This is a genomic window from Mucilaginibacter sp. cycad4 (genome assembly GCF_034263275.1).
Taxonomy (GTDB): domain Bacteria; phylum Bacteroidota; class Bacteroidia; order Sphingobacteriales; family Sphingobacteriaceae; genus Mucilaginibacter.
Genome location: NZ_CP139559.1, coordinates 4,284,736 through 4,311,428 on the forward strand (window position 1 = coordinate 4,284,736; position 26,693 = coordinate 4,311,428).

A 26,693-nucleotide genomic window follows, 5' to 3' on the forward strand; every position below is an offset into this window, starting at 1 on the left:
GCCGAAATAGCTAAATAAACTGCCCGGCCTATTTAGGTTCCGGAAATTTTAATTGTAGTAACGACAGTTTCGCCGTGTCAAGGGAGTATACCTTCTTTTCCATAATTTTTGCGTTTAATGTTACTAATTGGTTTTGTAAATGTATACGTGTACGGCAAAATTTAAAATGGATAAAACATATAAAAAGATGGATAATATTACCACCGTACCTATCCTGTTTTGAAGTAAATAACACGTATTTAAACCAATTTTTAAAACAGGTTTGCCAAACTGAACCAATAGGTAATGAAAGCATTACAGGTTACGGCAGTAAAAGAAAAAGGCCACTGCACGGCCCCTAACGAAAATGAACAATACTGCTTTTTGGATTGCAGAAACCCTTTAGTTACTCCTGATCCTTTCACTCTCCTCTTTTGAGCCGCTTTCCTGTTTGTTGCGCTTTGCCGCTCCTATACCACCGAACGACTTTGAATAAGTAAGCTTAATTACCGGGAAACGCCTGGTTTCGGTATTGACAAGTACGTTGCTCTTTATATCAAAAGCCTCACGTGTAAGTGTGCCGTACCGCACATGGATCTGTGCAGCACTGAACACATCGGCCACTGATAACTGCAGGCTACCCCCCTTATTTTTCAGCTCTTTTTTGATCCCGGCATTGATCACCCCAAAACCATCAACCCTCGTTGTGCCATTGTACGACAGGGAATTGTACTGCCCCGATACCTCTGCCGAAAAGCTGCCGGGCAACTTAAACAACTGGTTAAAATTAAAGGAATATCCGAAGTATGATTTGGTTAACGGATGCAAAGTATAACCCTCCTTAAACTGCCTTAAACCGCCAACAAAGCTGTAGGTCATTTCCCACCAGTTACTTACTTTAAACGGCGCATTGACCTGGAAAGTAAGGTAATTTTGATACGGCAGATTTTGAGGCGAGATGAACAAAATATCATGCGCAGGGCTTTCGCTGAGCTGATAGCGGGCTATGGCATTATCATCCCGGCTGTAAAGCAGGGAAAAGCTATAGTCGCCATAGTTATAGCCCAGTTTTATATTATTGGTGATGGTTGGTTTAAGAAAAGGATTACCGGTGTAAACCGCTGTAGGGTCGCTGTAGGCAAAATATGAGGCCAGGTCGTCGTAGGATGGCCGGCTGATCCTTTTGGTGTAGGATAGCTGCAGTTCCGAGCGGTCATTCAGCTTTTTGGTAAACAGCAATGTCGGGAACAGCTTTCCCAGTTTACGGTCCACAATATTGCTGCCGGTTTGCGGGTTATCCATATTGGTATAGGAATACTCATAACGTGCCCCGGTATTAAGGCTTATACTTTTGTCCAACTGCCAGTTAAGGGACAGATAAGCGGCGCCAATATCTTCCTTCATGTAAATATCAGCGGCAGTCTGCATATTGCGCTCCCATACCCCATTATTAAAGCTTTCGATGCCCGATGAGCTTGAACTGCCGGTATGCGTTCCTTTAATACCTGTTTCCAGTTTAAGTAAGGATGATAGCTGGTTGGTGTAATCGGCTTTAAACACACCTACGTTGATGGCCGTATTGGCAAATCCCCGTTGCCTTTGCGCGCTTACACTATTGTTGGCGTACACCTGCTCACCGTATTTGTTTACAAAGGAAGTATTAACTTCACTTGGACTGCTATTGCCGTAATGAATATAATCGGCTTCCATGCTTACCTTCTCCCCTTCCTTCGGCACATGTTCAATATTGAGCGAACTGGTAAGGTTATCCCAGTGCCCGTTTCCGTTGATATGCCCAATATACCTGAGCAATGAATCGGGCAGTATCTTATAACCCGCGTTACTATAGGTATAACCGGGCGAAAGACTGTTGTTATAACTCAGGTTACCGCTTAGGGTAGTTTTAGGATCCAGCTTAATATCAGCCCCCAGGGTAGCATTGTGGTTATTACTGATCCTTTTAGTTTTTGTGTAAAATTCCGTCTCGGCATTGCCCCCGATAAAAGGCATGTACTGGCTTCCGGTGATAAAAAGATCGGTATAAGTCCTGTCGTGCTGGAACGTGTAGGAGCCGTACAGGTTGATGTTTTTAGTGTTATGATTGAGGTTGATGCCGGCCGTGCCTTTCTCACCCATACCGTAACCGCCAGTTAAGGAATATGAGCCGTTTGTTCCCTGCTTTTTACTTTTCTTCATTACTATGTTGATGATGCCGGCACTGCCTTCAGCATCATATCCGGCGGGCGGGGTGCTCAGCAGTTCTATTTTTTCAATATTATCGGCACTGGTACCGTTGAGCAAATTCACGACCTGGGCAAGCGGCATACGCACCAGTTTGCCGTTGATCATTACTGTAGCCCCGCTTTTACCGTTCAGGGCAATCCCGTTATCCCGGTGATCGATAGTTACCCCCGGCGACCGTTCCAATATCTGCAAAGCCGTACTGCCTTTGGTAAGTACGCTACTCTCAACATTCACTACTAATCCATCGCTGCGCTGCTGATACAGTGGTTTATTTGCCCGCACCACCACCTCGCCCAATTGCCGGGTGTCCTCCTTCATCACAATAACGGCAAGGTATTTTGACTCCCTGCTCCCGCTGATTTCAAAAGGTGATGAAAACCAGGTTTGATAACCAATACTGCTTAACCGTAGTCGATAATTTCCGGAAGGGGCATCCTCAATACTGTAGCTTCCCTGTTCATTGGTAAGCATGCTTTTAACTGATGATGAATCTGTAATTCTGATAAGCGATACGGTAACATATGGCAAAGGCTGGCTGCCGGCGGTGGTAACCCTGCCTGATACCTGCGCTTTTAAGCCTTGTAACAGGCAAATGAATAACACGCTGATGCATAAAGTTTTCATGTGGCGTTTGTAACCTTTTTAGCGGTTATGCCGGCAAATAAAAACGGTGCTTTAAACTTTAAAAAACGTGAATGATGAGTGGCATCAGATAATTGATGAGATACACAGAAGCAGGATAATCCGCTTAAAACCAAAACTATATTGTCTTTTTTACTACTTATAAATTAAAGCCTGCATTTGGTCAATTATTTGTGCAGGTTGATACAATAACGAAGTATAAATCAATGCAATTGCTGTATCTTTAGGTATGGGGCGAACCTCAGGGTCCTCTGCGAGAGACCCTGGGGGGACGGGAATCCCCCGGGCGTCATGCCGAACTTGTTTCGGCACCTCACAGGACAAGTAGCCGATTTGCTCAGCGTGATTGCTTAGCAAGTGAGGTGTTGAAACAAGTTCAACATGACCGCATTTATTATTCCCGTCATGCCGAACTTGTTTCGGCACCTCACAGGACAAGTAGCCGATTTACTCAGCGTGATTGCTTAGCAAGTGAGGTGTTGAAACAAGTTCAACATGACCGCATTTATATTAACGTCATGCCGAACTTGTTTCGGCACCTCACAGGACAAGTGGCCGATTTACTCAGCGTGGTTGCTTAGCAAGTGAGGTGTTGATACAAGTTCAACATGACAGCATTTATTATTTCCGTCATGCCGAACTTGTTTCGGCACCTCACAGGACAAGTAGCCGATTTGCTCAGCGTGATTGCTTAGCAAGTGAGGTGTTGAAACAAGTTCAACATGACCGCATTTATTATTCCCGTCATGCCGAACTTGTTTCGGCACCCCACAGGACAAGTGGCCGATTAGCTTAGCGTGGTTGCTTAGCAAGTGAGGTGTTGAAACAAGTTCAACATGACCGCATTTATTATTAACGTTTTAGATTAATGTCCCATCAGGGTCTCTCGCAGAGGACCCTGATGTCTGCGCCAGGCAACGCAACAAACCGCAGGGGTTCTTCGAGGACAAGAGGGGAACAATAACCTGTATTTTTAACCATTATCATATTTAATATGAACAGGCTATCAGTAGATACACTAAACCAAAACTGGCTATTTAAATACAAGCTGTACCATATTCCGTTTTGGTGTGTGTACCATTATTTTTGGTTCACCATTGCGGTGGCTAATCCGGTAGCTGCGGCTAAATCCATGTTCTTTTCGGCTTATAGTGTCAAGATCCTGGCTTATGTGGCATTCCAGGCACTGGCGGTATATTTTAACCTGTACTACCTGATGCCGAGGTACATGAAAAAGGGCAGTCTCACGCAATATGTAATTTACCTTTCGCTAACCGTTATCTGCGCATCATCACTTATTAATGGTGGCTATTACTTAAGCGCCTTTTTCGCGGGCTGCTCGGTTAAAAAAATGTTCGGGGTTGATCCTTCCGACTTTGCATCATTTTATAATACGTCGTTCCCGTCTACCGTGGCCAGCATGACTTTAGGCATGAGTATCAAGCTTACTAAAAACTGGCTGCAAACCCAGCACCGCCAGCAACTGCTCGAAAAAGAGAAACTGGAAACGGAGCTTAAATTTCTGAAATACCAGTTTAATCCGCATTTCCTGTTCAATAGCATCAACTCCATATTTTTCCTCATTCACAAAAATCCGGGTATGGCATCAGCCTCCTTAGCTAAGTTTTCAGAATTGCTGCGGTATCAGTTGTATGAATGTAATGACCACCAGATCCCGTTAGGAAAAGAGCTCACCTATCTCGAAAACTTTATCGAACTGGAAAAACTCAGGCAAAATAACAATGTGCATGTTACTTTTGAGGCTGATGAACCTCTGCCGGATCATTTGGGCATAGCCCCCTTTATCCTTATGACCTTTGTAGAAAATGCTTTTAAACACGTATCCAAGGATGCGGAATCTCCTAACTGGATAGGTATTAAACTGGGGCTGGCAGGCAACCAGCTTGATTTTTACGTAGCCAACAGCACCTCGGACCAACCTGAAACCGAAGTAGTGAACTACAGCGGCATCGGTCTCAAAAACGTAAAACGCAGGCTCGACCTGATTTACCCCGGGCTCCATAAACTGGAAATCCAAAATACTGCAAACCGCTTTGAAGCACACCTGCAATTAACATTGGCCGAACTGGAACAATCGGCCGCAACCCTACAAATGGCTTCCCTATGATAAACTGCGTAATAATTGACGATGAGCCCCTGGCCCGTGAGGGATTAGCCAGCTACGTACGCGAGGTTGATTTTTTGAATTTAACCGGCACCTGCGAAAACCCGCTCGAACTGATCAAGCTACTGGACCGGCAGGCTATCGACCTGATATTCCTGGATATCCAGATGCCGAAGATGAACGGCATCGATTTTTTAAAGATCATGCAGAAGCCGCCCATGGTGATCATCACCACGGCCTACCCGAGCTATGCGCTTGAAGGCTTCCAGCTCAATGTGCTCGATTACCTGCTGAAGCCTATCACGTTCGACCGCTTTTTTAAATCGGCCAATAAGGCTAAAGATTATCATCGCCTGCTTAATAATTGGGCCCAGCCCGGCGCACCAAAAACGGAAGCGGATGAGGGTTACTTCTTCATCAAATGCGGTAATAAATACGAAAAGATTTACTTTGATGAGATCCTTTACGTGGAGGGGATGCAAAATTACGTTACCATATTTACTGCCAAAGGCAAATACATTACGCTGCTAAACCTTAAAAGCCTGGAGCAAAATTTAGATAGTAAGCTCTTTATCCGTGTACATAAATCATACATTGTATCAACCGGCAAAATTGATGGCATTGAAGGGAATGATATTTTTATCGGGCAGCACCGGATCCCGATAAGCCGCAATTACCGCGAGCAGGTGATCCGGCAGGTTGTTGCCAATAAACTATGGGATAAAATAAAATTTTCGTGATATATTTATATATCAGTTTTTAACCTCTATCCGCTTAAGCCATGGCCAAAAACACCAATAAAACCACGGAAACCGTAGCAAGTGTAAGCGATTTCATCAACACCATTGCCGATGAAACCAAACAGGCCGACAGCTTTAAGCTGACCATGCTAATGGAAGAAGCCAGCGGTCATAAAGCAAAAATGTGGGGCCCGGCCATTGTGGGCTTTGGCAGCTATCATTACAAATATGAAAGCGGCCGCGAAGGTGACGCGCCGCTTATAGCCTTTTCGCCCCGTAAAAGTTCTTTAACACTCTATCTTCCAGGCTTTGAGAGCAAGGAACAATTACTGCAAAAATTAGGAAAACACAAGCAAAGCGGCGGCTGTACACATATTGTTAAACTGGCCGATGTAGATAATGCTGTGCTCAGGCAATTGCTCAACGAATCATTTAAACACGCTGAAACAACGCATTGCAAATAATGGCAGCATTCGCTTACCATTACTATACCTTTAATCCTTGATACACCTTACAGAATAACCGTAATATTTAGGATCCTTTCTCAGTCCAATATGTGCGTTTGAATAAAGCTCAACAAACCATGCTGTAGTAGCGTCATCGGGTGTTACGCTCCACCAATAAGCCCCTCCGAGTAAACTGGTAAAAGATTGATTAGTATAAATGAAATCGCGCCCACCGGCAGCTAAGGCTGTAAATAAGGTACTGTTTGTAGCAGCATTAGCGTTTGTCCAGTGTTGCCCCCCGGTTTCCTGTAGCGCCCCACCGTCAGTTTCAGTGCCGCCGATATAGTCATATAGTGTTTGCCATTCGGCTTGCGTTGGTATATGGTAGCCTTTAGGTGCAAGTTTTCTTGGATCTGTTACTGCATACCAGTTATATAATTTACCGTATACCCTACCCAAGCCTGGATCATTATTATAATCACATACGGCGCCTACGGTGGCCGATTTCCAGGTATTGTCAATTTCGATGCCGCGTATTGGTGTACCATCATTGTAACTCTTTACTCTCAGGTTTTCTGCCATCCAAACCTGCGTACCAATCCTTACAGTTCTGTACATATTTCCCTCAACATCGGTAACATAACCAGGGTCGGGATTTTCTGTTACAAACAAGGTATCCCGTATAGAAGCAGACGAATAATTACCTGAAGCCTGCTGCGTTGCTGTTATAAGTGTTTTCCCTTTTCCTTTTATAGTAACAACACTACCCTGAATTGTAGCTACGGCCGTGTTTCCGCTCGTGTAAATAAAGCTGCCGTTACTGTTACTTGTTGGCGGGGTAAGAGAAAAGGGTGCGTCTGTAGTTTTCTTTGCAAGTATTTTAAAGTTAACCAACGATGGCCTAATTAAGCCGGCTACCGTAAGTGTCGCCTTTATCGAATCAGTGCGATATGTGCTTGTGGATGCCTGTATGGCAGTTATAACGCTGGTACCAGCGGCTTTGATAACAACCATGTTCCCGTTAACTGTAGCAACCGAAGTATTGCTGCTTTTATAAGTAAACGCCCCGTTACTATTACTTGTTGGGTGCGATAAGCTAAATGGCGCATCTCCTACCTTTTTTGCAGGAACTGTAAAACCAGATATAGTTGGCGCGGGTAAACCTGTTACTCTAAATGTTGCCGTTGTGGAGCCTCCTATATACCCCGGGCTGTCACTTTGAGTTGCAACAATAGTACATACGCCGACACCTTTGATAACTATCATATCATACCTTTCAATATCTGCTACAGTCGGGTTAAGACTTTTATAAAAAATCTGCGTACCGGCCTTTGAGTTGGGTGGAGTTATTTTGAATGGGGGATCACCTAACTGATGATCAGCGATCTTAAAATCAGTTAAATGATTTTCGCCCAGCCATACAGTAAACTTAGCTTTAACAGAATCAGCTTTAAACTTGCTGGTCGCTGCCTGATATGCCGTAATTGTACATGATCCGGGTTCAACCACCGTAAGTATATCGCCACTTATATCAGCTACCTTTAAATTGCTACTGACGTAGGTTATCGCACCATCGCTGTTGCTTTTTGGTGGAGTTATTTTAAATGGAGCCTCACCATATCCTTTTGACGGGATATCGAAATCGCTAAGTGTTGGCGCAATAGCATCAGGCGGAGTAACTTTATCATTTTTACTGCAACCGATAGCAAATGCAATTAACATGATAAGGCAGGTTTTTAAGGTTTTCATTAACAATATTTTGCGGCGAAGATAAATATTACCAACGGGTTATTTTTATTAATTTAATATTAAATAACTGTCCCACTACTGAGCCAAATTTCTCACTAATTTCCCCAACACCTTAAAACTCTCCTCAACCACCTCATCAAAAGCCAACCCAAAACTAATGCGGATAAAATTGGTAAACCGCCCGTCCACACTAAAGATCTGGCCGGGAGCTATGCTGATATTTTGCTGAATTGCTAATTGATACAGTTCAAAGGCATTTACTTTTTTGTCCAGTTCAACCCAAAGCGCATAACCACCCTGCGGTCTGCTAATCTTTGTACCTGGCGGGAAGTGTGTTGCGATAGCCTGTGTATACCGCAGGCACTGGGTATATAATGCTTTACGCAAATGCCTCATGTGCAGGTCGTACCGCCCGGTTTCAAAAAAATGACCGATAGCTGCCTGTGTAGGTGTGGCCGAGGCTATGGAATGCATCATTTTAATATTCAGCACCTGTTCTTTAAACCTGCCCGGGATACACCAGCCTACCCTGTAACCGGGCGCTATGGATTTAGATACCGATGAACAAAGGATCACCCAGCCATCCTTATCATAACTTTTGCAGGTGTGCGGACGGCTTTTTCCAAAATAGATCTCGCCATAAATGTCATCCTCAATTAAAGGAACCTGCTTTTCAGCAAGCAGGCGTACCAGTTGCTGCTTACGTTCATCGGGCATGCATACCCCTATCGGGTTACTAAAATTGGTAACAAACAGGCATGCTTTTACGTGCACTTCATTCATGGCCCGCTCCAGGTATTCCAGGTCCAGGCCGGTATCGGGGTTAACCGGAATTTCCAATACTTTCAGGTCCAGGCTAAGCATCACATTGAAGATCCCGAAATAGGTGGGGCTTTCAATGGCAATGGTATCGCCGGGTTTGGTAAGCGCCCTTAAGCAAAATATCAAAGCTTCAAGGCAGCCCTGCGTGGTTATAACATCATCTTCGGTAATATTGCCGCCCCAGTTAAACGCGTTTTTAGCAACCTGTTTACGCAACGCCATATTACCCTCCGGATTTTCGTAAGTGATATTTCCGGTGGGGCTGTGACGGATAGACTCCATCATGGATTTACTGAGCTTGGCCAGCGGGATCAGGCTCAACGGCGGCGATGAGCGCGAGAGCTGCAAAACGCTGTCTTCCGACATGTTACGGTAAACCATCGCAATCATTTCGGCAACGCTGGCCTGCTCAACCTTTTTAAGCGGAGGTTTGGTTTCGGGCATGCTGGTAAAACGGGCAGGCAGGTATTTTACGTAATAGCCCGATTTTGTACGGGCTTCTATCAAACCCAGGTTCTCCAGCTCAACATAAGCCTTGTAAGCCGTGCTCATGCTGATGCCCTGCTCCTGGCTCAACGCCCTTACCGATGGCAGCTTGTCGCCGGGTTTCAGCAGGTTCTGTTTAATCTGCTTTTCAATCCGGGCAGCTATCTGTGCGTATAAAAATTCGTAATCCTCAGTGTTAGCGATGCTTTCCATGCAAAATCTGTTATGCTCAAAATTAACAAAACTGCATCTGTTTTACTATTGACAGATACTTTTATTTTGTATTGATCAAATAATTAAGCACATGGAACTACAGGTTATCGATTATCAGCCGCAACATGCCCCCTACTTTGAAAAATTTAACAAAGCCTGGCTTGAAGAGTATTTTACCGTTGAGCCTTTTGATAAATGGGTACTGGAAAACCCCGGCGAGGCCATCATTAAAACAGGCGGCAGCATTTACTTCATTACCTCTAACCAAAAAATTATCGGCACGGTAGCATTGCGATATATGAAAGACGGCGTTTACGAGCTTACCAAAATGGCGGTGGATAAAGACAGTCGCGGGGCGGGCGCCGGTCAGTTTCTATGCCAAACCGGTATTAACAAAGCGCGTGAGTTGGGTGTAAAAAAGCTCGTACTGTTTTCAAACAGAGTACTTGAAAACGCCATCCACATTTACCGCAAGCTGGGCTTTACCGAGATCCCTGTTGAGCCCGGCACCTACAAACGTGCGGATATCATGATGGAAATAAACTTTACAAATAACTAAGCCTAATGAAAAATATACTAAGCGAACAGGAAGTACAGCAACTAAGGGCCGAAACCCGGGGCACAACAAAAACCATCCACTTTAACAATGCGGGCTCATCCCTGCACCCCGATGTGGTGGTTGATACAGTAATAGACTATCTGTACGAAGAAGCGCAAAAAGGCGGCTATGAAACCGAGTACACTTACCGCGAAGAGCTGGAAAACACCTACACCCTCATAGCCCGGCTCATTAACGCCCGTAAGGATGAAATTGCCGTAGTAGAGAACGCCAGTATTGGCTGGTGGCTTGCCTTTAACGGCATTGATTTTAAACCCGGCGATGAGGTCATTACCTGTGAAATGGAGTATGTAACCAACCTGATAGGTTTGCTGCACGCTCAAAAAACACTGGGTGTTGAGTTTAAAGTGATCCCTAATGATGAGCAGGGCAATTTCCGGCTGCAGGCTTTGGAAGATGCCATTTCCGATCGTACAAAGCTGATAGCCGTAACCCATATCCCCTCAACCGCAGGGGGCATGATCCCTGTTGCTGAAATTGGCAAAATAGCACACAGGCACAATATTTTGTACTTGCTTGACGCCTGCCAAAGCGCGGGCCACGTGCCGCTGGATGTGCAGGAAATAGGCTGCGATATGCTTGCAGTAACCGGCAGGAAATATTTGCGGGCACCGAGGGGTACAGGCTTTCTGTATGTGCGCAAAGAAATTCAGGATAAGCTGAAGCTGTTTTTCCTGGATGGCTTTACTACGCAATGGGTAACCGAAACTGATTTTAAACCGCGTGACGACGCCCGCCGTTTTGAAGTGTATGAGAAAAGCCGCGCCCTTACCCTTGGCCTCGGCAAAGCGGTTGAATATGCACTCAACATAGGCGTTGAGCGTACCTGGCAGCGGGTGCAATATTTAGCCGGTTTACTACGCGAAAAACTAAAAAATATTAACGGTATAATGGTCCATGATTTTGGTGACGAGTTATGCGGTATCGTAACTTTTTCGGTAGATGGCATGGAAGCCGCAACGGTAAAAAACAAGCTGGCCGAAAAACATATCAATGTATCAGTTGGCAAGGCGGTATCGACCCTCATTTATATGAACAAAAATAAGCTGGGCAATATTGTAAGGGCTTCAGTACATTATTATAATACCGAGGCAGAGATTGATACCTTATGCAGGGTTTTAGAGGAGTTGGTTAAGGTAAGATTGTTATTCTGAGCCAGTCGAAGGGTCGCGCGCAGAGGCCTACCCACTATGCTTCGACAGGCTCAGCATGACACCCATTTTTATCTTCGTGTGTTAGCCTGTCACCCTGAGTTTATCGAAGGGTCGCGCACAGAGGCCCTGCCAACCATGCCTCGACAGGCTACCCCATAACATATTGTAGAATGCAGACTTACGAGTTTTTTAAACTTCGTAAGTCTTCCCCGGCTTTGTCATTGGCCCTTCACAGTCCGCCGGATTCCAAAAACACCGCGTGACACTTGTTTTTTAACTTGTCATGGACAGGAACAAAGCAATGACGCTTTTTTTTAACTCCTTTATAAGTTAACTTTGAGCCAAATCCCTGCATCATTCATGAAATATTTCAGCGCCCTTTTATTCATCCTCTTCATTAGCCAACACAGCTTTTCACAAAACCATAAAGAGCAGATCGCTGCCTTCAGGCAAAATTACAAGGATGATTTTTTGAAAGATCCACGATCGCCGCTCAAACAGGATGACCTGCAATTTTTAAGGTTTTACGATGCCGACAGTACCTACCGGGTTACCGCCAAAGCCGAACTGCTGACTAATCAACCGACTTTTATAATACCTACTTTCAGCGGCGCAGGCAGCCAATATGTACGTTACGCCGAGCTTTCCTTTACGCTTAAAGGTAAACCTATGCAATTAACCATTTACAAAAGCATCGCCCTGTCGCAAAATCCTGCTTTCAGTAATTACCTGTTCCTGCCTTTTACCGATGCTACCAACGGCTCTGAAACCTATGGCGGAGGCCGCTATATCGACCTTACTACAAAAGACATTAAAAACGGCTCGATTGTTATAGATTTCAATAAAGCCTACAACCCATACTGCGCTTTCAGCAGCGGCTATTCATGCCCTAAACCTCCGGACGAAAACCGGGTTGATATAGCTGTTGAAGCAGGTGAAAAAAACTTTGGGAAAGGGCATTGATCTAAATCTGCACTAAACAAGTACATTAATTGTTTTTTACCTAATAAAGATACCGGCGTCGATGCCCGCTCCTGGTGATGAAGATAAAAGGTTCAGGTAGTCTTTTGGTATCTCTTTGGTTTTCACTTCGCTCAGGGTCACTTTTCCAAATTTTTGGATATTTTGTTCTATAGGTTTATTTAGCAGGTCGGGCTTTACTTCCTCCTCGTTAAAGCCCAAATAAAAAGCGTTTTGGGAGATAAGTGAATTGGCAAACTTATAGTTAGCATGGGCACCACGGTACCCTATCCAAAAATAATTGCAATTGGTAACGATATTATCACTGAACGTAAACGGCATATCAGAACTCTGGCCGTAGCCGTACCAAACAGCACCTTCATAGGCCCCGTAAATGATGGAATGAGTAAGTGAAAAATCCCTGATCCCCACAAATACCATAACGGCGTTTTTTACACCATAAAATATACAGTGGGCTACCCGGATACCGGCACCCTGGGCAAAAATCCCTCCCTGTATAGGTGCAGAATTCCTTTCCCCGATAAAATAACACTGGGAAACTTCCAGTCCGGTCAATGTGCTGTCCCTCCTTTCTATAACATAGTAATACTCTGATGCCGGGTTTGGGTTGCCGGTGAACTTTAATCCTTTAATCGCTACATGGTTCCGGGCGATCTGGAAAGCGGAACTGGCATGCTTTAGTTTACCAACCCTGTTGGAATTGGCCACGCATTGGATAACCGGCATTTTGGCTGGTGTCCAGTCCGGGTCACCGGGCATGACCATCGCTTCGAAGGTGTATTTTTCAGCGACCTGCCTGTTACTTTCCTCACGAATTACCAATGCACTTATAATGGTATAAAGGCCGGGCGCAATTTTAATGGTAATGGGCTCTTTACCGCTAAATGTATTTGCCTTAATTACCGCCTTTTCCAGGCTTGCCAACGGTTCAGTTTGTGTTCCCGGGGCATCATCCTTACCCTGGGCCACATTTACATATAGTGTTTGTGCGTTCAGGAGGCTGCTCCAAATCAGTAATATTATAAAGCTTAAGAATTTTAACGCAGTGATTTTCATAAGTTAAATTATAAGGCATGCTGCCTGCTAAACAAATATAAAAGAGCAGAAGGAGCCTGCATATTCATAACAGGTTCAAGTTTGTTCAAGTTTTATCATACTGACAATCAAAAAAGTACAATCAAAAACATTGACATCTAAAAACAAAAGAGCCCCGCTGTTAACGGGGCCCGGCTGTTACAAGTTGGGCTGGATTACGCCCTGATCATCTATTTAAAATCCAGATCGCCAATATAAACAGTGCCGTTAGTGCCTTTCTTCATTTGTAATACAATAATTTCTTTCTTTTCTTCAGGCGTTCCGTAGTGGGTAAACATTTCGGCCATAACTGTGGTTGGCCCGGCAATGGTAGCCTGCCTGTCGCCATAATAGTTAATCTCTATTTTATAAGTACCCTTAATAGCTTTCTTCAATAAAAACTGTTCCGGGCCAAAACCCTGGGTCATATCATGCGAAATCCTGCCGCCAATAACTGTGCGGTTATGGCTGTAATAACATTTTTCATTATTGGGGTCAGTTACCCAAAGATCAATGTCGGTATTGTTCATGTTCCAGTCCATCACAATGCGGACATCAACCGGCAAGGGTTTGATCAGCTTTTTATCGATGGCGGAAAGATTGAGCCTGCCTTTATTCAGCGCTATGATCCTGTTAATTTCGGGCAGAAAAATCTCCTGGATACCATGGTACAAGTTATCGGCATCGGCAGTATAGCTTTTGGTCATGGCGGCATAAAGCACGTCAAGCGCCGTTTGATGTTCGCCGGCATCATCAAGGGCCAGGCCGTAATCACGATAGCTTTGTGGATCAAGGGGGCGCAGTTCGGTTACTTTTTTAAAGGCAAATACTTCGCCATCAAAATCGCCAAGCTGTTTTAATTTATAACCCAGCATTTTGTACAGTTCATAACTGCCAAGGTCAAGTTCGGCAAGATTGCTCAGGATCCGTGCGCCCAGCTCCGGGTTACCTGTTTTTATAAAATAATCGGCTACATCAAAATAATAAACCGGGTTGCTGCTTAGTGAAGCCCTTAACTCCAGGTATTTTTGATACTGTGCAGCCTTATCCGTTTTTTGGATGATCTTTAAATAATCGGCAGCGGCGGGGTTGTAGATAACGCTGATACCGCCGTTTGTATTTAAAGGACTGGCAACAGAATCAGCCTGAACGGTGGCGCCCTGACCATTTCGGGTATGGATCACCACAACACCACCTGCGGCCCTTGCACCATAAATTACTGTGGCATTGTCACTTTTCAAAACATTAACCGATGCTATGTCATTGGCGTTAATATTGGGTTTATTGGTCATAGCTACCCCATCAACAATGTACAACGGCTGGCTACCTCCGATGCTGGCATTACCGCGGATCCGCATCTCAGCATTTGATCCCGGCGAACCCGAACTGGTTGCCTGGACTCCGGCTACTTTTCCAGCCAATTGCATATTGAGCTGCTGGTCACTTACTGTAGTAACAGAGCCTGTAGTTGAGGTCTTTCTTTGCGTCCCATATCCTGCCACAACAACCTCATTAAGTTGATTGTTGCCTGGCGCGGCCGCATTTGCCGAAGCCCTTGCAGTAGCCGATGACCTTTCTGCGGCCGGGATACCCGGAGATTGTGCGTCTGCAACCGGCTCAGCAATTGACAGGCCGGCGTTTTTGCTTTTTGATTTAGGCTTTGCGTCCGTTTCAACTTTCTTATCCCACCATTGTCCCAATTCTGTTTTCATGTTGTAAGCGGCGGTCAGGTTTTCCCGTTCCGGCTCGTTAACCGGACCGCGCTGTTTCATAATAGCATCGTATTGGGCCCGCAATTCGGCCGGTGGCTCAATGCCGTATTGAATATAATCACTTATATTTTCAAGCACGATGAGCGATGTATTGCGGGTAATGATCCCGAAACGTTTACCAAGCGATTCAATTTCCTGCCGGTTGGCATCGTAGTTAATATCCAGTTCGCTGATCTTTTTTTGTGCCCAAAGCCTGGCTACATCCACGCCTTCAACGGCATTGGTTGCCAAATCAAGCGTAACTGTTTTTTCAAAACTCACCTTGTCGCCATAACCATATTGCAGGGTGATGGTTTGGTTGGGGTTTCGGGTGACCCCTGCTATTGAAAATGAATTACCAACCGCAACAGGTAAAGAGGGATAAGTTTCTTCTACCAGAGCACCGGCCTTAATCCCCAGGAAATGCAGCGAGCGGATGGTTAGTTTATTCAGCGCCTTATCGGCATCTCCCCCGGCAAGGTCAATCAGTTCGCCATGCGTTTTAAGGGCTATGAGCTTCAGGTTACTATAATCGGCTGTTGGCGATGAATTGATACAGTAAACCGGCTTATTGATCAGTTTTAAGTTTTTCTCGCCGAAGGTTTGATGACCATCGCTCATCAGCAGAAACTCATCTGCCGGGTATTGTGCCAGGTTAAGATTGCCAAAATTGGTGGCTCCATCATAGGCAACATGCTCAAGCGCGTTTTTAAGCGCAGTCCAGTCACCGTTATTAATGGTGTAGTTTTTGGTGCTGATCACTTTATTGCTAAACGTAGTGAGGCTGATCTGCGCATTATCTACCTTTTTGAAATAAGCATCCAGCAGCGCCAGTTCTTTTTTGCTGTCGCGATTGGCGCCGCTTAGGGAAGCATCCCATAACAAGCTGATACGATGAGGGAGCGGTTTGCCCAGTGGCTGCGGCTGTAGCGAAGTATTAATAAAATAATAGTATTTATTGCCCTGGGCCTGCAACATCACCTCGCTTGCTTCAGCAGGTTTAGGGATTAGGAATGACAGCGGATGATCGGGCACGTAATTGCTTTTTTCTACAGATGCCGAATAGGTTTGATGATGGTTATCAAAATGTAATACATCTGCTCCGTCTTCGGCAACCGGCGCTTCGGCGTTTTGAATGACCGATGCATTGAGCGAAAATTTTTCGACCGTATCTTTAACATTAAGCGGCAGTGTAAACTTCAGGCTGCCTTTATCGGCTAAGGGTATTTCTTCCTCATAACCTATAATTACCGTACGGGTGCTATTGGGATTAATAGGATAAATGCGCGTACGGAAGGCATTACCTTCTACCTTTTCAAGCAAACCCGGGTCAACCCTGCGGCGTTCAATGGCTTCAAAGGTTACGGTGCCCTTGCCCCTGTCAACAGGTACGGCTTCCCGCATTTTACCATTGATGTCCAGCGCGTAACGGCTAACACTTATGCCGTCCTTTAACGGAAATATCAAGGTGCCTTCCAAAATGCGCGAAGTTGAATTAAAGAAAGTCATTTGCCAGGTGGTACGGCTGATGTTACCGTAAATAGCAACATCAACTTTTAACTGCTGCAGCCTAACGCCGTTATTGCTTTTACCATCAACCGTAAGCTGCGGACTTTGTGCACAAACTGTTGTTATATGTAATACAAGCAGTATGATCACTAACAGAGGAAAGGAAATTATCTTTTTCATGGATACTTATTTCCTATTGGATGCGGGGATTTAAGCGTTTCCATAAAATAATTCAAAAAAATTGCAACCTCCTTCAATTATTTCCGATAACCGCCAGGCAAGTAGCCTGGCTTTACAATAAGTTTTCAAAGTTTGTGGTAACCGGTCTGACAAATCCAACATGCAAAACATTACCGGTAACGAGACTGTTACACCCTAAACAAAACCTAACCGGTAAATTTGAACAAAGCCTCCGGAATATGAACCAAATCAGCAAAGAAGATATCAAACAGGAAGTGTTTGACCTGTATGATGATTATGCACATAACCGCCTCGACAGGCGCTCATTTGTGCAAAAGCTCTCCATGTATGCAGTGGGCGGCCTCACCGTAACCGCGTTAATGAGTTTCCTGATGCCCGATTACCAGGGTGCCATACAGGTAAAATCCGATGATCCGCGTTTAAAATCGGGCTACATTAATTACCCTTCGCCCAAAGGCGGCGGAACAATTAAAGGGTTATTATCGGAGCCTACAGATACAAAGAAGAAACTGGGAGGCATTGTGGTAGTTCACGAAAACCGGGGCTTGAACCCCTATATTGAAGATGTGGCAAGAAGAGCTGCCCTTGCAGGATTTATTACCCTTGCACCCGACGCGCTAAGTCCACTGGGTGGTTACCCGGGCAATGATGATGACGGGCGTGCCATGCAGGCTAAAAGAGATAAAGGCCAAATGGAGGAAGATTTTATAGCTGCCTATGAATACCTGAAAAACCATAAGGATTGCAATGGAAAGGTGGGTGTTGTAGGCTTTTGTTTTGGCGGAGGAATTGCCAATATGATGGCTGTACGTGTTCCCGATTTGTCTGCCGCTGTTCCCTTTTACGGAAGCCAGCCGGCTGTTGAGGATGTTCCTAAAATTAAAGCACCGCTGTTGCTGCATTACGCAGCCCTGGATACCCGGATTACAGAGGGCTGGCCGGCATACGAAAAAGCGCTTAAAGAAAATGGCAAAAAATACCAGGCTTATATTTATGAAAACGCCAACCACGGTTTTCATAACAACACCACTCCCCGTTATGACAAGGCCGCGGCAGAATTAGCCTGGAAAAGAACTATTGATTTTTTTACGGAATATTTAAACTAAAGGCCGGATACCCGGCCTTTTTGTTATTTAGTAATATTGTATAAGGGAAGATACCTTATTCTTTTGGGGTATCTTCTTTGTCTTCCTCTTCCCGTTCTACCGTTATGGTACATTCTGTAACCAGTGCGGCCAGGGTACCTACCGCAGCAAAAACCGGTGCCAGGATCATCCCGAAAAGGCCTACAGATAACGGAAAAGTCATTAATTCTTTGCCGTGTTTATCCGAAATGGTGATCCTGCTGGCTTTACCTTCATTAATAATTTCTTTTATCTTTCCCAATAACGCTTCGCCGTTAATTGAAAATGTTTCTTTGGTGCTCATGTTTTTTCTAAGTTTTTATATTTAGATGAGCATACCAGCAGCTTGTTACAGGTTCTGCTAAATATGCCGATAGGAACTGGAATATTAATTTCCATGTTGCGAAGGGTTCTCGATTGGTTAAAAAAAGCAAACCCGTCATGCCGAATTTATTTCGGCACCCCATTTTCAAAGTAAACAGTGGACAAGTCCGCAAGAATTAATCGTGAGACCAAGCAAGCGTGAATATCCAGTGAGGTGCCGAAATAAATTCGGCATGACGTATATTTTTAACTTTAAACGATATTAAACACTTATCTCCACCTTTTTCCCGGTTTTAACAGCAAGGTAAATGGCATCAATAATTTTAAGGTCTTTCACTCCCTCTTCGCCGTTTACGGGTACTACCGGCTTTTTGTTATTAAATATAATCTCGCACATTTCATCCATCTGCACGGTTTGGTGTGTGGTAACAGGCTGGTTAAGCTCGCCCAAATGGGTGCGGCCTTTAATTGGCCCGTAGCCGGTAGAAGGCTGCATTTCGGCAAATCCTTTTTCTCCATCGAGGAAAAAGCGGTCGAGATTGTTCATATTGTAGGTAGACAGGCAGGAAGCCACAGCCCCGCTTGGGAAGCCGAACTGGAACTGGATGGTTTCATCAACCCCTTCTTTAAATTTCACCGTATCGGTTTTGGTTTCCTGGGCGGTAACCCATACCGGCTCTTCCCCTGTCATGTAGCGTGATCCGTTGATGGCATAGATCCCAATATCCATCATCGAGCCTCCGCCTGCCAGTTTTTTATTCAAGCGCCATTGCGTGGGATCGCCGATGGTAAACCCGCATTGCCCCTGAAAAAACCTGATCTTCCCAAATTCACCGTTTTGCCTCATCCTGATCACTTCCAGTGTTTTGGGTTCAAAATGCATCCGGTAGCCAACCAGCAGTTTTACATTGGCCTTTTTACAGGCATCAACCATCTCCTGCCCCTCTTTGGCATTCACGGCCATTGGCTTTTCGCATATGGCGTGTTTACCGGCTGCAGCTACCCTGATCACAAAATCGTGGTGCAAGCCGTTGGGTGTAATAACGTATACCGCGTCGATATCGGGGTTATTTTTGATGTTATCGAAATTCTCATAGTTGTAGCAATTTTTTTCGGGGATGCCGTATTTGCTTTGCCATGCCTTAACTTTTGATGGCGTACCGCTAATTACGCCCACAAGCTTAGCTTTGGTACATTTCCGCATGGCTTCTGCAACTATAGTTCCATAGCCTCCAAGTCCCATAATGGCTACGCGCAATACCGGGCCATCATAAACCTGTTCAATTTTATCTGTTCCTGTCGCCCATCCGGCATATGGTGCAAGTTGCAGGGCCAGGGCCGATAAGCCCAACTTTTGTAAAAAATCACGACGAGAATTCATAGGTATGTTTTTTGGTTTATGACAATTTACATATTTCCGGGTAAAATGCAGGTAAGTCATTGGATTTTTACAGGGAAGGGGGGAAATAATCAACGTCCATCAGGACGTTCGAAGAGGAGCCTGACGTATACGCTATGCGGGCTGAAGCCTGTGGCCGGTGTTATCACCGTACCACATGATTAGCACGGCGTATTACTAATTGAAGAATGATAATAAGTAAGTGGTGCGGTGATAACACCAACCAAAAGCTAAATGTTGGTTAAAAAAAGCCATGTCATTGAGGAGGCACGACGAAGCAATCTCGTAGCTATACAAATCGGATATGCATTGCCTACGAGATTGCCACGCTATGCTTATAATAACGTGATCGTAAATTGTTGATTATTAAGATATTTTTTCGATGCGTTTTATGATATGGGCGTTCCCTTTAGCTAACGGGCCGGTCCGCCAGCTGGCGGATGCAAGTCCTCGCCCCTGCCCGCAAACCCAACCCGCGCTGTGGGCTTTACGCTGCTAACCTAACGCGCCCCCGCGCAATACCCCTAAAACATAATTTATACGTCATCACATTTTTTTAGGTTCCTACTTCAGATTCTTCGCAATGACGTTATTTATACGATACATTTTTCGATCTGTTTAAATAACTTCCGACGCTGAGCCATTTATATCACATCCCTTTAGGCTGATTTGCCGGTTTAATTGCCCAGTTATTTCCCGGTTGATCATTCAGATATATATCGAGTTTACCGCCGTTGCGGATATCGTTGTAACGGATAAAATTATCAGGCATCATCTTACCGTTCAATTTCACCGAGCGGATATACATTGATTTGGGGCTTGATTTATGACAGATGATCTCAAACTTTTTGCCATTTTGAAGCGTAATAGCAATTTTATCAAACAAAGGTGAGCATAGCAGGTACTCGCCGGAAACCGGGTTTACCGGGTAAAAACCCATAGAAGCAAACAGATACCAGGCCGACATTTGCCCGGCATCATCGTTTCCTCCCAAACCGCCTGGCCCGTCGCTGTATTCGGTGGCCAGGATCTTGCGTACAGCGGCTTGTGTTTTCCATGGCGATGGAGAATAATTGTACATGAACGGGATCTGGTGCCCTGGCTCATTGCCGTGCCAGTATTCGCCTTTTTCAAACAAGCTGTCTAACGACTGTTCCAGTTTCTTAGTTCCACCCATCAGCTTTGCCAAACCGGTTACATCCTGCGGTACATAAAACGTGTACTGACGTGCTGTCCCTTCTGTAATATAAGTTGCCTTTTTATCCGGATCAAAGGGAGATATCCATGTGCCATCAGCATGTTTACCGCGGACAAAACCACTTGTAGCATCAAATACATTGGCATAATATTTTGCCCGTTTGGTGAGTGCGGTATAATCGGCAGGCTTTTTTAGCGCTTTCGCAAACTGTGCCAGCGCGTAGTCATCATAGGCATATTCCATCGTGCGGCTCACTTGTTCCATTTTATGAAAGGCATCGCGTACGCTGTCTTCCAAAGGGATGTATTGGTATTTTAAATAGCTATCCAGCGCCCTGCGGCCTTTGCCTTCTACATAATCGGCCCGGTTGGCAGGTAATTCAAAAGCGTTATGTCTTAAAATTTGATAAGCTTCTTTAGCGTCAAAATCAGTGATCCCCTTTAAATATGCCGAACTGACTACCGAAGCCGTATGATCACCGATCATTTCGGATGTATAACTGTTCCAGCAAGGAAATACTGGCATCCAGCCACCTTGCTTCCCTTTCAGGATCAGTGATTTTGCCAGGTTATTGATCAAAGTTGGGTTCAGGATCTCAAACAGCGGCAGCTGTGCCCGGTAAATATCCCACATCGAAAAATCATCATAATAATTGCCGCCTGATAATTGCTCAATTTGATAATCGCCGGCAAAACGCGGGTATCGGCCATCAACATCATTAAAAAGGCGCGGATGCTGCATGGCGTGGTAAAACGATGTATAAAAGATCCGTTTATCCTGCTCGCTGTTAGTTGAAATGTTGATTTGGCCTAAAGCCTTTTCCCATTTTACCCTGCTGCTTTCTACCATCTTGTCAAAATCAAATCCCGGCATTTCGGCCTGCAGGTTTTTGCGGGCACCATCCAGGCTGGTAAATGAAGTGCCTATCCTTATGGTTAGCTTTTCACCTTTATTAAGCTTGAACCCTGCATATATGCCCGTACCTGCATCGTTTTTGATACTATCTGCATTAAATATTTTATCGCCTGAAAAAGTTCCGGTTTTATCTAAGCTCCGTTCAAACCTGATCACAAAGAAACCGCTGAAACCTGCGCTTTTCCCCCATCCCTGGTAAATACGGTGTGCAGGATTATAGCCTGATATTTCGCCCTTTTGTTTATCCACTTTTACAAAGCCTTCATGATAATCGCTATTGGCTTTGATCAATAAATAAAGACTGTCGGCCTGCCCCATGGTAAGCTGCATTATCCCGCAACGTTCCGTGGAAGTTACCGCCGCCTTCACCTTATATTGATTAAGGTTTATGCTATAAAAGTGCGGCGATGATAGTTCATCGGTATGTTTAAATGTTGCGCCGTAATTAGCTGTTTTTAGCTTGCCCGTGACAGGCATAATGGTAAAGCTGCCATAATCCTGCGTACATGAACCGCTTAACCAATGCGAACCACGGAGACCGTTAAATACACTGTCTTTATAATAATATGGGGGTACGCACTTGGTTTCGCCGCTCTCGGTTTCGGGTGTCCATTGTGTCATGGCAAAGGGGGCTGTAACCGCGGGAATAGTGTTGGCAAACCGTGTATCAGCTGCCTGGCCATGCTTCAGCGCCGAGGCAGTAGTGGCAATAGCCGTACCGGCCATGGGTTGTACATATTTAACCAGGTTTTGAGCAAAAACCGGCCATGGAAACAACAAGAAAATGATATAAATAAACCGGTTTGCAATTTTGGAGATGAAGTTCATTTTCGGATGGGGCATTGACAAAAAAATTTCAGCAAAATACAGCAATCATTGCTAATTGTTACATGCATGAGTAAAATAATGATGTTAAAGAACCTGCCACAGTACGGTAAAAGGGAAAAAGCCGCCGGATCGCTGTTACTATCCTTCCAAACAGTTCTGCAATTTTCAATTGATTTCAGATAATGGCAAATCTGGCGGGGGATATGTCTAATTGAGGTCACCATTTGTCCGGTTCATACATCAACCGCTTTCATAATCCTGGTGCCGGCGTACTTTTGTTATGCCCGGGGATGAGGAAAGCATCCGAAGGCGAATTATTAATCAAACTAATCCCGAAAAACATGAACAACGAAACAACATTTAGCCGTCGCCGCTTTCTTGGCATCTCCGCATTAACAGTTGCAGCAGCAGAGTTAGGCGGTCTCGGTTTACTTAAAGCTGAAACCAGACACGCAGATTCACCGGCACGGCAAAACAATACTCTTTTCTCTACCGCTTCTTTCGACTCAATCAAACAGGTAAATGCAGGGCTGCTTAATATTGGCTACGCAGAAAGCGGCCCGGCAAACGGGCAGCCTGTTATCCTGCTTCACGGATGGCCATATGATATACATAGCTATACTGAAGTATCAGCTATACTTGCCAAGGCCGGCTACAGGGTTATTGTACCTCATTTGCGCGGTCATGGCACAACACAATTCCTTTCGGCACAAACTTTCAGGAACGGGCAACAGGCAGCAATAGCTACCGATGTTATCGCCCTGATGGACGCGTTAAAAATAAATAGTGCCATTATTGGCGGGTTTGACTGGGGTGCACGCACCGCCAATATCGTGGCTGCGTTATGGCCCGAGCGCTGTAAAGCAATGGTTTCGGTAAGCGGTTACCTGATAGGCAGCCAGGAAGCAAACAAAAAACCACTGCCGCCAAAAGCAGAACTATCATGGTGGTACCAGTTTTATTTTAGTACCGAGCGCGGCCAGATGGGGTATGAGGCAAACACGCGTGACTTTAACAGGCTCATCTGGGAAACAGCATCACCCAACTGGAAATTTGACGACGCTACATTTGCACAAACCGCTCCCTCTTTTGACAACCCCGACCATGTTGCCATCGTGATCCACAATTACCGCTGGCGCCTGGGCCTTGCAAAAGGCGAGGCAAAATATGATGACATGGAAAGAAAATTAGCAACCGCGCCTCCTATCACTGTACCTTCCGTAACCCTTGAAGGCGATGCCAACGGCGCCCCGCACCCCAAACCTGTTGATTATGCTGCCCGGTTTAAAGGTAAATATGCTCACCATACTATTACCGGGGGCATTGGCCACAACCTGCCGCAGGAAGCCCCTAAAGCTTTTGCCGACGCGATAGTGGAGGCTGAGAGTTTCGTCAAATAACGCTAATGGCGCAGAACATCAGGGTCCTCTGCGAGAGACCCTGATGGAACAAAATAGACTTTATACATCGTACCCAAAATTGAAATACTATATATCATGGAAACAATAACAGTGATCGATACTACGAATAACGCACAGGTTAACGTAGACAAAGTATTATATACAGGAAAAGTAAAAACGACCGGTGGCCGCGAAGGTGCCTCCAAAAGTGCAGACGGCCGTTTGGACGTAAACCTATCTACCCCCGGAGGGCCAGGCAACGGGACTAACCCCGAGCAACTATTTGCAGCCGGGTGGTCGGCTTGTTTTATTGGTGCTATGAGGCGCAACGCGGCAGGCTTACAGATCCCGATTCCCAATGATACTACTGTTGAAGCGGAGATTGACCTGGCAACAACCGGCGAGGGCAGCAGCCTGGCCTTTAGCCTTCAGGCACGCCTGCATGTATATCTTCCCGGCCTCACAACCGAACAAGCTAAAACTGTTGTGGCAGCGGCACATCAAACCTGTCCATATTCAAAAGCCACACGCGGCAATATTAATGTTCACATCGGTGTATCTGTTTAACAGCCGATAAACATAACAGGACCCGGATTTATTCATCAGATAACAGCAAACCGGCTGCAATATCCTTTTAAAACTTATGGGATATTTGCCGCCGGTTTGTTTGTGTACTGTAGTTGCTAATGCCTGTAAAAGCTAATCTGTAGTTTGAATATTAACGACGGGCTGACGTAGCCGCATCAAATACCCGGCAGAAGTTGCCTCCCCCTATCTTGCCAATTTCCTCGGCAGTAAACCCGGTTTTTAACATGGCATCAACTACAGCGTAATAAAACCCTGCTTTCAGATCCGGCCATGCCTCGTTTGTGCGCTCGCCAACCCTGCCCCTGTTCGGGCCTCCTCCGCCAGGGCCGTTGCGCCTGTCATCACCAGGACCATTGCTACCGTTATTACCTGGGCCATTAGGGCCGTTATCACCAGGGCCTCTGTCGCGATGATCATCGGGACCACCACCCGGCGGCGGACCTTGATTACCAGGTTTAGGGCCGAAACCACCACCAACTCTGAAAGCCGGCGTCAATTTGGTATCAGTACCGATGCAAACATGATCAACCCCGATAACATCAACCAAAGCCCTGACATTTTGGGCATATGCTAACGGGGTGTCAGCCAAATGTGTCCACACGCCAATAACGCCACCTGCATCGGCAACAATTTTTGCCTGTTCCTTGCTAATGAGTCTTGGCCGCATCATACCGGCCATATTAAGATTTTGCCCCAATTGCGTATCAAGACCGGTATGAGAAATAATCACCGGGCTGGCTGCCAGTTTAAGTGCGGCGGCAATGGTTTCTCCATTGGCATGCGCCAGGTCAATAAGAACCCCCAGCCGGTTACATTCTTTAATGATATCGGCGCCAAACGCGGTTAAACCGCCCCAGCGTGTGGGGTTTGTATATACATCACCTAATGGTACAGAAGCGTCATTGTCATGGAGCAATCCGAGGTGCCTTAATCCCCGGTCATAGGCTACGGCGAGCCGGTCCGGTTTTCCTTCTAAAAAGTGACCTCCTTCTATTGACTGGATCACGGTTGGCTGATGTTTATCATGAGCGGCTTTCAGATCGGACAGGTTCAGGGAACGTTTTATACCATTATTTTTCAGCTGCTGATCCATGGCAGCAAGGCCATTCAGGAACCGGTCATAAGCTTCACCCGGATTAGTCAACTTTTGATAATCGAGTGCGAAGGTCATGCAGATGGCAGATAAGCCGGAGCGTTTCATTTCGCCGGCAAGGTCGATGTCCGGGCCGGGCAATGCGTCTGCGGTGAGGGGAACGTCGATATGATTATGTGTATCAATGCCGATTGTTGCGGCTACAATTGCAGCCACCCTCGGGTCTATTTCATCGATAGCCCATGTAGCCAGCGGGCTCAGCATCATTGCAGCCCCTGTGCCGGCAAGGGTAGTAATAAACTGTCGGCGCGACCATGTTGATTGAGATCTTATCATGATTTTTAATTGTGAACTTATTAAGTGAAACTATTCAAATATAGCCGGTAACCCAATCACAGACCAACGCAATCGGCGTTCACCGGCTTTTCACCGACTAAGCCCTAAACTAACCTGATGTAAAGCCGGTAACCGGATACTGTCAGGCTTATGTACTAAATTTCAGATCGAAAATTTTGGTTATTTCCTGAAACGAAAAGTTCAATAGCTTTGCGATATAACAAAGAAGAATTAATTACTATGGAATACTCAAAAACCTATGTTGCAAAAGATGAACATATAGATGTGCAGGAAATTATGGATGGTTTATATTATCCGTTTTATATGGAATACTGCAGGCATGATTATATCAGGGAAATATTGGGCTTCGATTTTGAAACCGAAGCTAAAAACGGCATTTATATGGTATTGTCAAACTATAGCATCAGCTTCTTAAGGTCATTAAAAAAGGGGGATGAGTTTAAGGTTACCTGCACCTTATATACCGATAAAGGAGGCTTGCCCAAGCTGCACTTTAAGCAATCTATCATATGCAATAACAAGGTAATGACCAAAGCTGTATTTACAGGCACCTGCGTACCTGCAACCGGCGGCAGGCCATATTTACCGGCATCCGTGCTGGAGAAAATAAAAGACGCGCCTGTTCTTGAAGATTAAAAACTGCATCTCCGGCAAAAAAGAAAGCGATAAAAAAGAGGCTTAATGAAAAGCCTCTTTTTTATTATAAGCCTGAAATGATCGATATCTTTTATG

19 protein-coding genes are annotated in these 26,693 nt (G+C 45.3%); 10 read left to right on the forward strand and 9 right to left on the reverse strand.

Going from position 1 to position 26,693, the window contains the following annotated elements:
• Nucleotides 1-381: 381 nt before the first annotated feature.
• Nucleotides 382-2,847, reverse strand: coding sequence for a TonB-dependent receptor domain-containing protein (locus tag SNE26_RS17275; protein WP_321555167.1), 2,466 nt, complete (start codon nt 2,845-2,847; stop codon nt 382-384).
• A 1,012-nt stretch (nt 2,848-3,859) separates the two neighbouring features.
• Here SNE26_RS17275 and SNE26_RS17280 point away from each other — a divergent pair.
• From SNE26_RS17280 to SNE26_RS17290, 3 genes are read left to right on the forward strand one after another with little or no spacing between them, the layout of a single operon-like run.
• On the forward strand, nt 3,860-4,993 hold the full coding sequence (locus SNE26_RS17280) for a histidine kinase (protein ID WP_321555168.1): 1,134 nt from the start codon (nt 3,860-3,862) through the stop codon (nt 4,991-4,993).
• Complete coding sequence (locus SNE26_RS17285) at nt 4,990-5,730, forward strand: LytTR family DNA-binding domain-containing protein (protein WP_321555169.1); 741 nt, start codon at nt 4,990-4,992, stop codon at nt 5,728-5,730. Before SNE26_RS17280 ends, SNE26_RS17285 begins: the two co-directional genes overlap by 4 nt.
• A gap of 41 nt (nt 5,731-5,771) precedes the next feature.
• Nucleotides 5,772-6,194, forward strand: a complete 423-nt coding sequence (locus SNE26_RS17290) for a DUF1801 domain-containing protein (protein ID WP_321555170.1) — start codon at nt 5,772-5,774, stop codon at nt 6,192-6,194.
• Nucleotides 6,195-6,224: 30 nt separating this feature from the next.
• Here the strand turns inward: SNE26_RS17290 and SNE26_RS17295 are convergent, their stop codons facing one another.
• Together SNE26_RS17295 and SNE26_RS17300 are read right to left on the reverse strand one after the other, a co-directional pair.
• Nucleotides 6,225-7,898, reverse strand: coding sequence for a fibrobacter succinogenes major paralogous domain-containing protein (locus SNE26_RS17295; RefSeq protein WP_321555171.1), 1,674 nt, complete (start codon nt 7,896-7,898; stop codon nt 6,225-6,227).
• A gap of 102 nt (nt 7,899-8,000) precedes the next feature.
• Nucleotides 8,001-9,446 (reverse strand): PLP-dependent aminotransferase family protein, encoded by a 1,446-nt coding sequence (locus tag SNE26_RS17300; protein ID WP_321555172.1) that lies wholly within the window; start codon nt 9,444-9,446, stop codon nt 8,001-8,003.
• A gap of 91 nt (nt 9,447-9,537) precedes the next feature.
• Between SNE26_RS17300 and SNE26_RS17305 the strand changes: the two genes are divergently transcribed.
• From SNE26_RS17305 to SNE26_RS17315, 3 genes are all read left to right on the forward strand, one after another.
• A complete protein-coding gene (locus SNE26_RS17305) occupies nt 9,538-10,005 on the forward strand; it encodes a GNAT family N-acetyltransferase (protein WP_321555173.1) in 468 nt (155 codons plus the stop codon).
• A gap of 5 nt (nt 10,006-10,010) precedes the next feature.
• Nucleotides 10,011-11,219 (forward strand): aminotransferase class V-fold PLP-dependent enzyme, encoded by a 1,209-nt coding sequence (locus SNE26_RS17310; protein ID WP_321555174.1) that lies wholly within the window; start codon nt 10,011-10,013, stop codon nt 11,217-11,219.
• Nucleotides 11,220-11,555: 336 nt separating this feature from the next.
• Nucleotides 11,556-12,182 carry a DUF1684 domain-containing protein gene (locus tag SNE26_RS17315; RefSeq protein ID WP_321555175.1) on the forward strand — a complete coding sequence of 209 codons (627 nt, stop codon included), beginning with the start codon at nt 11,556-11,558 and terminating at the stop codon, nt 12,180-12,182.
• A gap of 36 nt (nt 12,183-12,218) precedes the next feature.
• Here SNE26_RS17315 and SNE26_RS17320 read toward each other — a convergent pair whose 3' ends face one another.
• Nucleotides 12,219-13,256, reverse strand: a complete 1,038-nt coding sequence (locus SNE26_RS17320) for a hypothetical protein (protein ID WP_321555176.1) — start codon at nt 13,254-13,256, stop codon at nt 12,219-12,221.
• A 209-nt stretch (nt 13,257-13,465) separates the two neighbouring features.
• Nucleotides 13,466-16,714 (reverse strand): VIT domain-containing protein, encoded by a 3,249-nt coding sequence (locus tag SNE26_RS17325; RefSeq protein WP_321555177.1) that lies wholly within the window; start codon nt 16,712-16,714, stop codon nt 13,466-13,468.
• Between the two features lie 239 nt (nt 16,715-16,953).
• Between SNE26_RS17325 and SNE26_RS17330 the strand changes: the two genes are divergently transcribed.
• Complete coding sequence (locus SNE26_RS17330) at nt 16,954-17,841, forward strand: dienelactone hydrolase family protein (RefSeq protein WP_321555178.1); 888 nt, start codon at nt 16,954-16,956, stop codon at nt 17,839-17,841.
• Nucleotides 17,842-17,896: 55 nt separating this feature from the next.
• On the opposite strand, the gene SNE26_RS17335 is transcribed toward SNE26_RS17330, so the two are convergent.
• From SNE26_RS17335 to SNE26_RS17345, 3 genes are all read right to left on the reverse strand, one after another.
• The gene (locus tag SNE26_RS17335; RefSeq protein WP_090534028.1) at nt 17,897-18,163 is read right to left on the reverse strand and encodes a DUF4342 domain-containing protein; all 267 of its coding nucleotides are present in this window, start codon (nt 18,161-18,163) and stop codon (nt 17,897-17,899) included.
• A 282-nt stretch (nt 18,164-18,445) separates the two neighbouring features.
• On the reverse strand, nt 18,446-19,564 hold the full coding sequence (locus tag SNE26_RS17340) for a Gfo/Idh/MocA family oxidoreductase (RefSeq protein WP_321555179.1): 1,119 nt from the start codon (nt 19,562-19,564) through the stop codon (nt 18,446-18,448).
• Nucleotides 19,565-20,231: 667 nt separating this feature from the next.
• Nucleotides 20,232-22,538 carry a GH92 family glycosyl hydrolase gene (locus SNE26_RS17345; protein WP_321555180.1) on the reverse strand — a complete coding sequence of 769 codons (2,307 nt, stop codon included), beginning with the start codon at nt 22,536-22,538 and terminating at the stop codon, nt 20,232-20,234.
• 326 nt (nt 22,539-22,864) lie between these two features.
• Between SNE26_RS17345 and SNE26_RS17350 the strand changes: the two genes are divergently transcribed.
• The gene (locus SNE26_RS17350; RefSeq protein ID WP_321555181.1) at nt 22,865-23,923 is read left to right on the forward strand and encodes an alpha/beta hydrolase; all 1,059 of its coding nucleotides are present in this window, start codon (nt 22,865-22,867) and stop codon (nt 23,921-23,923) included.
• 96 nt (nt 23,924-24,019) lie between these two features.
• Complete coding sequence (locus SNE26_RS17355; RefSeq protein ID WP_321555182.1) at nt 24,020-24,490, forward strand: organic hydroperoxide resistance protein; 471 nt, start codon at nt 24,020-24,022, stop codon at nt 24,488-24,490.
• Between the two features lie 151 nt (nt 24,491-24,641).
• Here SNE26_RS17355 and SNE26_RS17360 read toward each other — a convergent pair whose 3' ends face one another.
• Nucleotides 24,642-25,940: a membrane dipeptidase gene (locus SNE26_RS17360; protein ID WP_321555183.1), complete on the reverse strand. Its 1,299-nt coding sequence runs from the start codon at nt 25,938-25,940 to the stop codon at nt 24,642-24,644.
• 240 nt (nt 25,941-26,180) lie between these two features.
• On the opposite strand from SNE26_RS17360, the gene SNE26_RS17365 reads away from it, so the two are divergent.
• Nucleotides 26,181-26,597, forward strand: a complete 417-nt coding sequence (locus SNE26_RS17365; protein WP_321555184.1) for a thioesterase family protein — start codon at nt 26,181-26,183, stop codon at nt 26,595-26,597.
• Nucleotides 26,598-26,693 lie beyond the last annotated feature (96 nt).

What these genes read in the sequence shown, in the direction of transcription:
- SNE26_RS17275 (WP_321555167.1), bottom strand. Translation starts at nt 2,847, where the DNA reads ATGAAAACTTTATGCATCAGCGTGTTATTCATTTGCCTGTTACAAGGC.
- SNE26_RS17280 (WP_321555168.1), top strand. Translation starts at nt 3,860, where the DNA reads ATGAACAGGCTATCAGTAGATACACTAAACCAAAACTGGCTATTTAAA.
- SNE26_RS17285 (WP_321555169.1), top strand. Translation starts at nt 4,990, where the DNA reads ATGATAAACTGCGTAATAATTGACGATGAGCCCCTGGCCCGTGAGGGA.
- SNE26_RS17290 (WP_321555170.1), top strand. Translation starts at nt 5,772, where the DNA reads ATGGCCAAAAACACCAATAAAACCACGGAAACCGTAGCAAGTGTAAGC.
- SNE26_RS17295 (WP_321555171.1), bottom strand. Translation starts at nt 7,898, where the DNA reads ATGTTAATTGCATTTGCTATCGGTTGCAGTAAAAATGATAAAGTTACT.
- SNE26_RS17300 (WP_321555172.1), bottom strand. Translation starts at nt 9,446, where the DNA reads ATGGAAAGCATCGCTAACACTGAGGATTACGAATTTTTATACGCACAG.
- SNE26_RS17305 (WP_321555173.1), top strand. Translation starts at nt 9,538, where the DNA reads ATGGAACTACAGGTTATCGATTATCAGCCGCAACATGCCCCCTACTTT.
- SNE26_RS17310 (WP_321555174.1), top strand. Translation starts at nt 10,011, where the DNA reads ATGAAAAATATACTAAGCGAACAGGAAGTACAGCAACTAAGGGCCGAA.
- SNE26_RS17320 (WP_321555176.1), bottom strand. Translation starts at nt 13,256, where the DNA reads ATGAAAATCACTGCGTTAAAATTCTTAAGCTTTATAATATTACTGATT.
- SNE26_RS17325 (WP_321555177.1), bottom strand. Translation starts at nt 16,714, where the DNA reads ATGAAAAAGATAATTTCCTTTCCTCTGTTAGTGATCATACTGCTTGTA.
- SNE26_RS17330 (WP_321555178.1), top strand. Translation starts at nt 16,954, where the DNA reads ATGAACCAAATCAGCAAAGAAGATATCAAACAGGAAGTGTTTGACCTG.
- SNE26_RS17335 (WP_090534028.1), bottom strand. Translation starts at nt 18,163, where the DNA reads ATGAGCACCAAAGAAACATTTTCAATTAACGGCGAAGCGTTATTGGGA.
- SNE26_RS17340 (WP_321555179.1), bottom strand. Translation starts at nt 19,564, where the DNA reads ATGAATTCTCGTCGTGATTTTTTACAAAAGTTGGGCTTATCGGCCCTG.
- SNE26_RS17345 (WP_321555180.1), bottom strand. Translation starts at nt 22,538, where the DNA reads ATGCCCCATCCGAAAATGAACTTCATCTCCAAAATTGCAAACCGGTTT.
- SNE26_RS17350 (WP_321555181.1), top strand. Translation starts at nt 22,865, where the DNA reads ATGAACAACGAAACAACATTTAGCCGTCGCCGCTTTCTTGGCATCTCC.
- SNE26_RS17355 (WP_321555182.1), top strand. Translation starts at nt 24,020, where the DNA reads ATGGAAACAATAACAGTGATCGATACTACGAATAACGCACAGGTTAAC.
- SNE26_RS17360 (WP_321555183.1), bottom strand. Translation starts at nt 25,940, where the DNA reads ATGATAAGATCTCAATCAACATGGTCGCGCCGACAGTTTATTACTACC.
- SNE26_RS17365 (WP_321555184.1), top strand. Translation starts at nt 26,181, where the DNA reads ATGGAATACTCAAAAACCTATGTTGCAAAAGATGAACATATAGATGTG.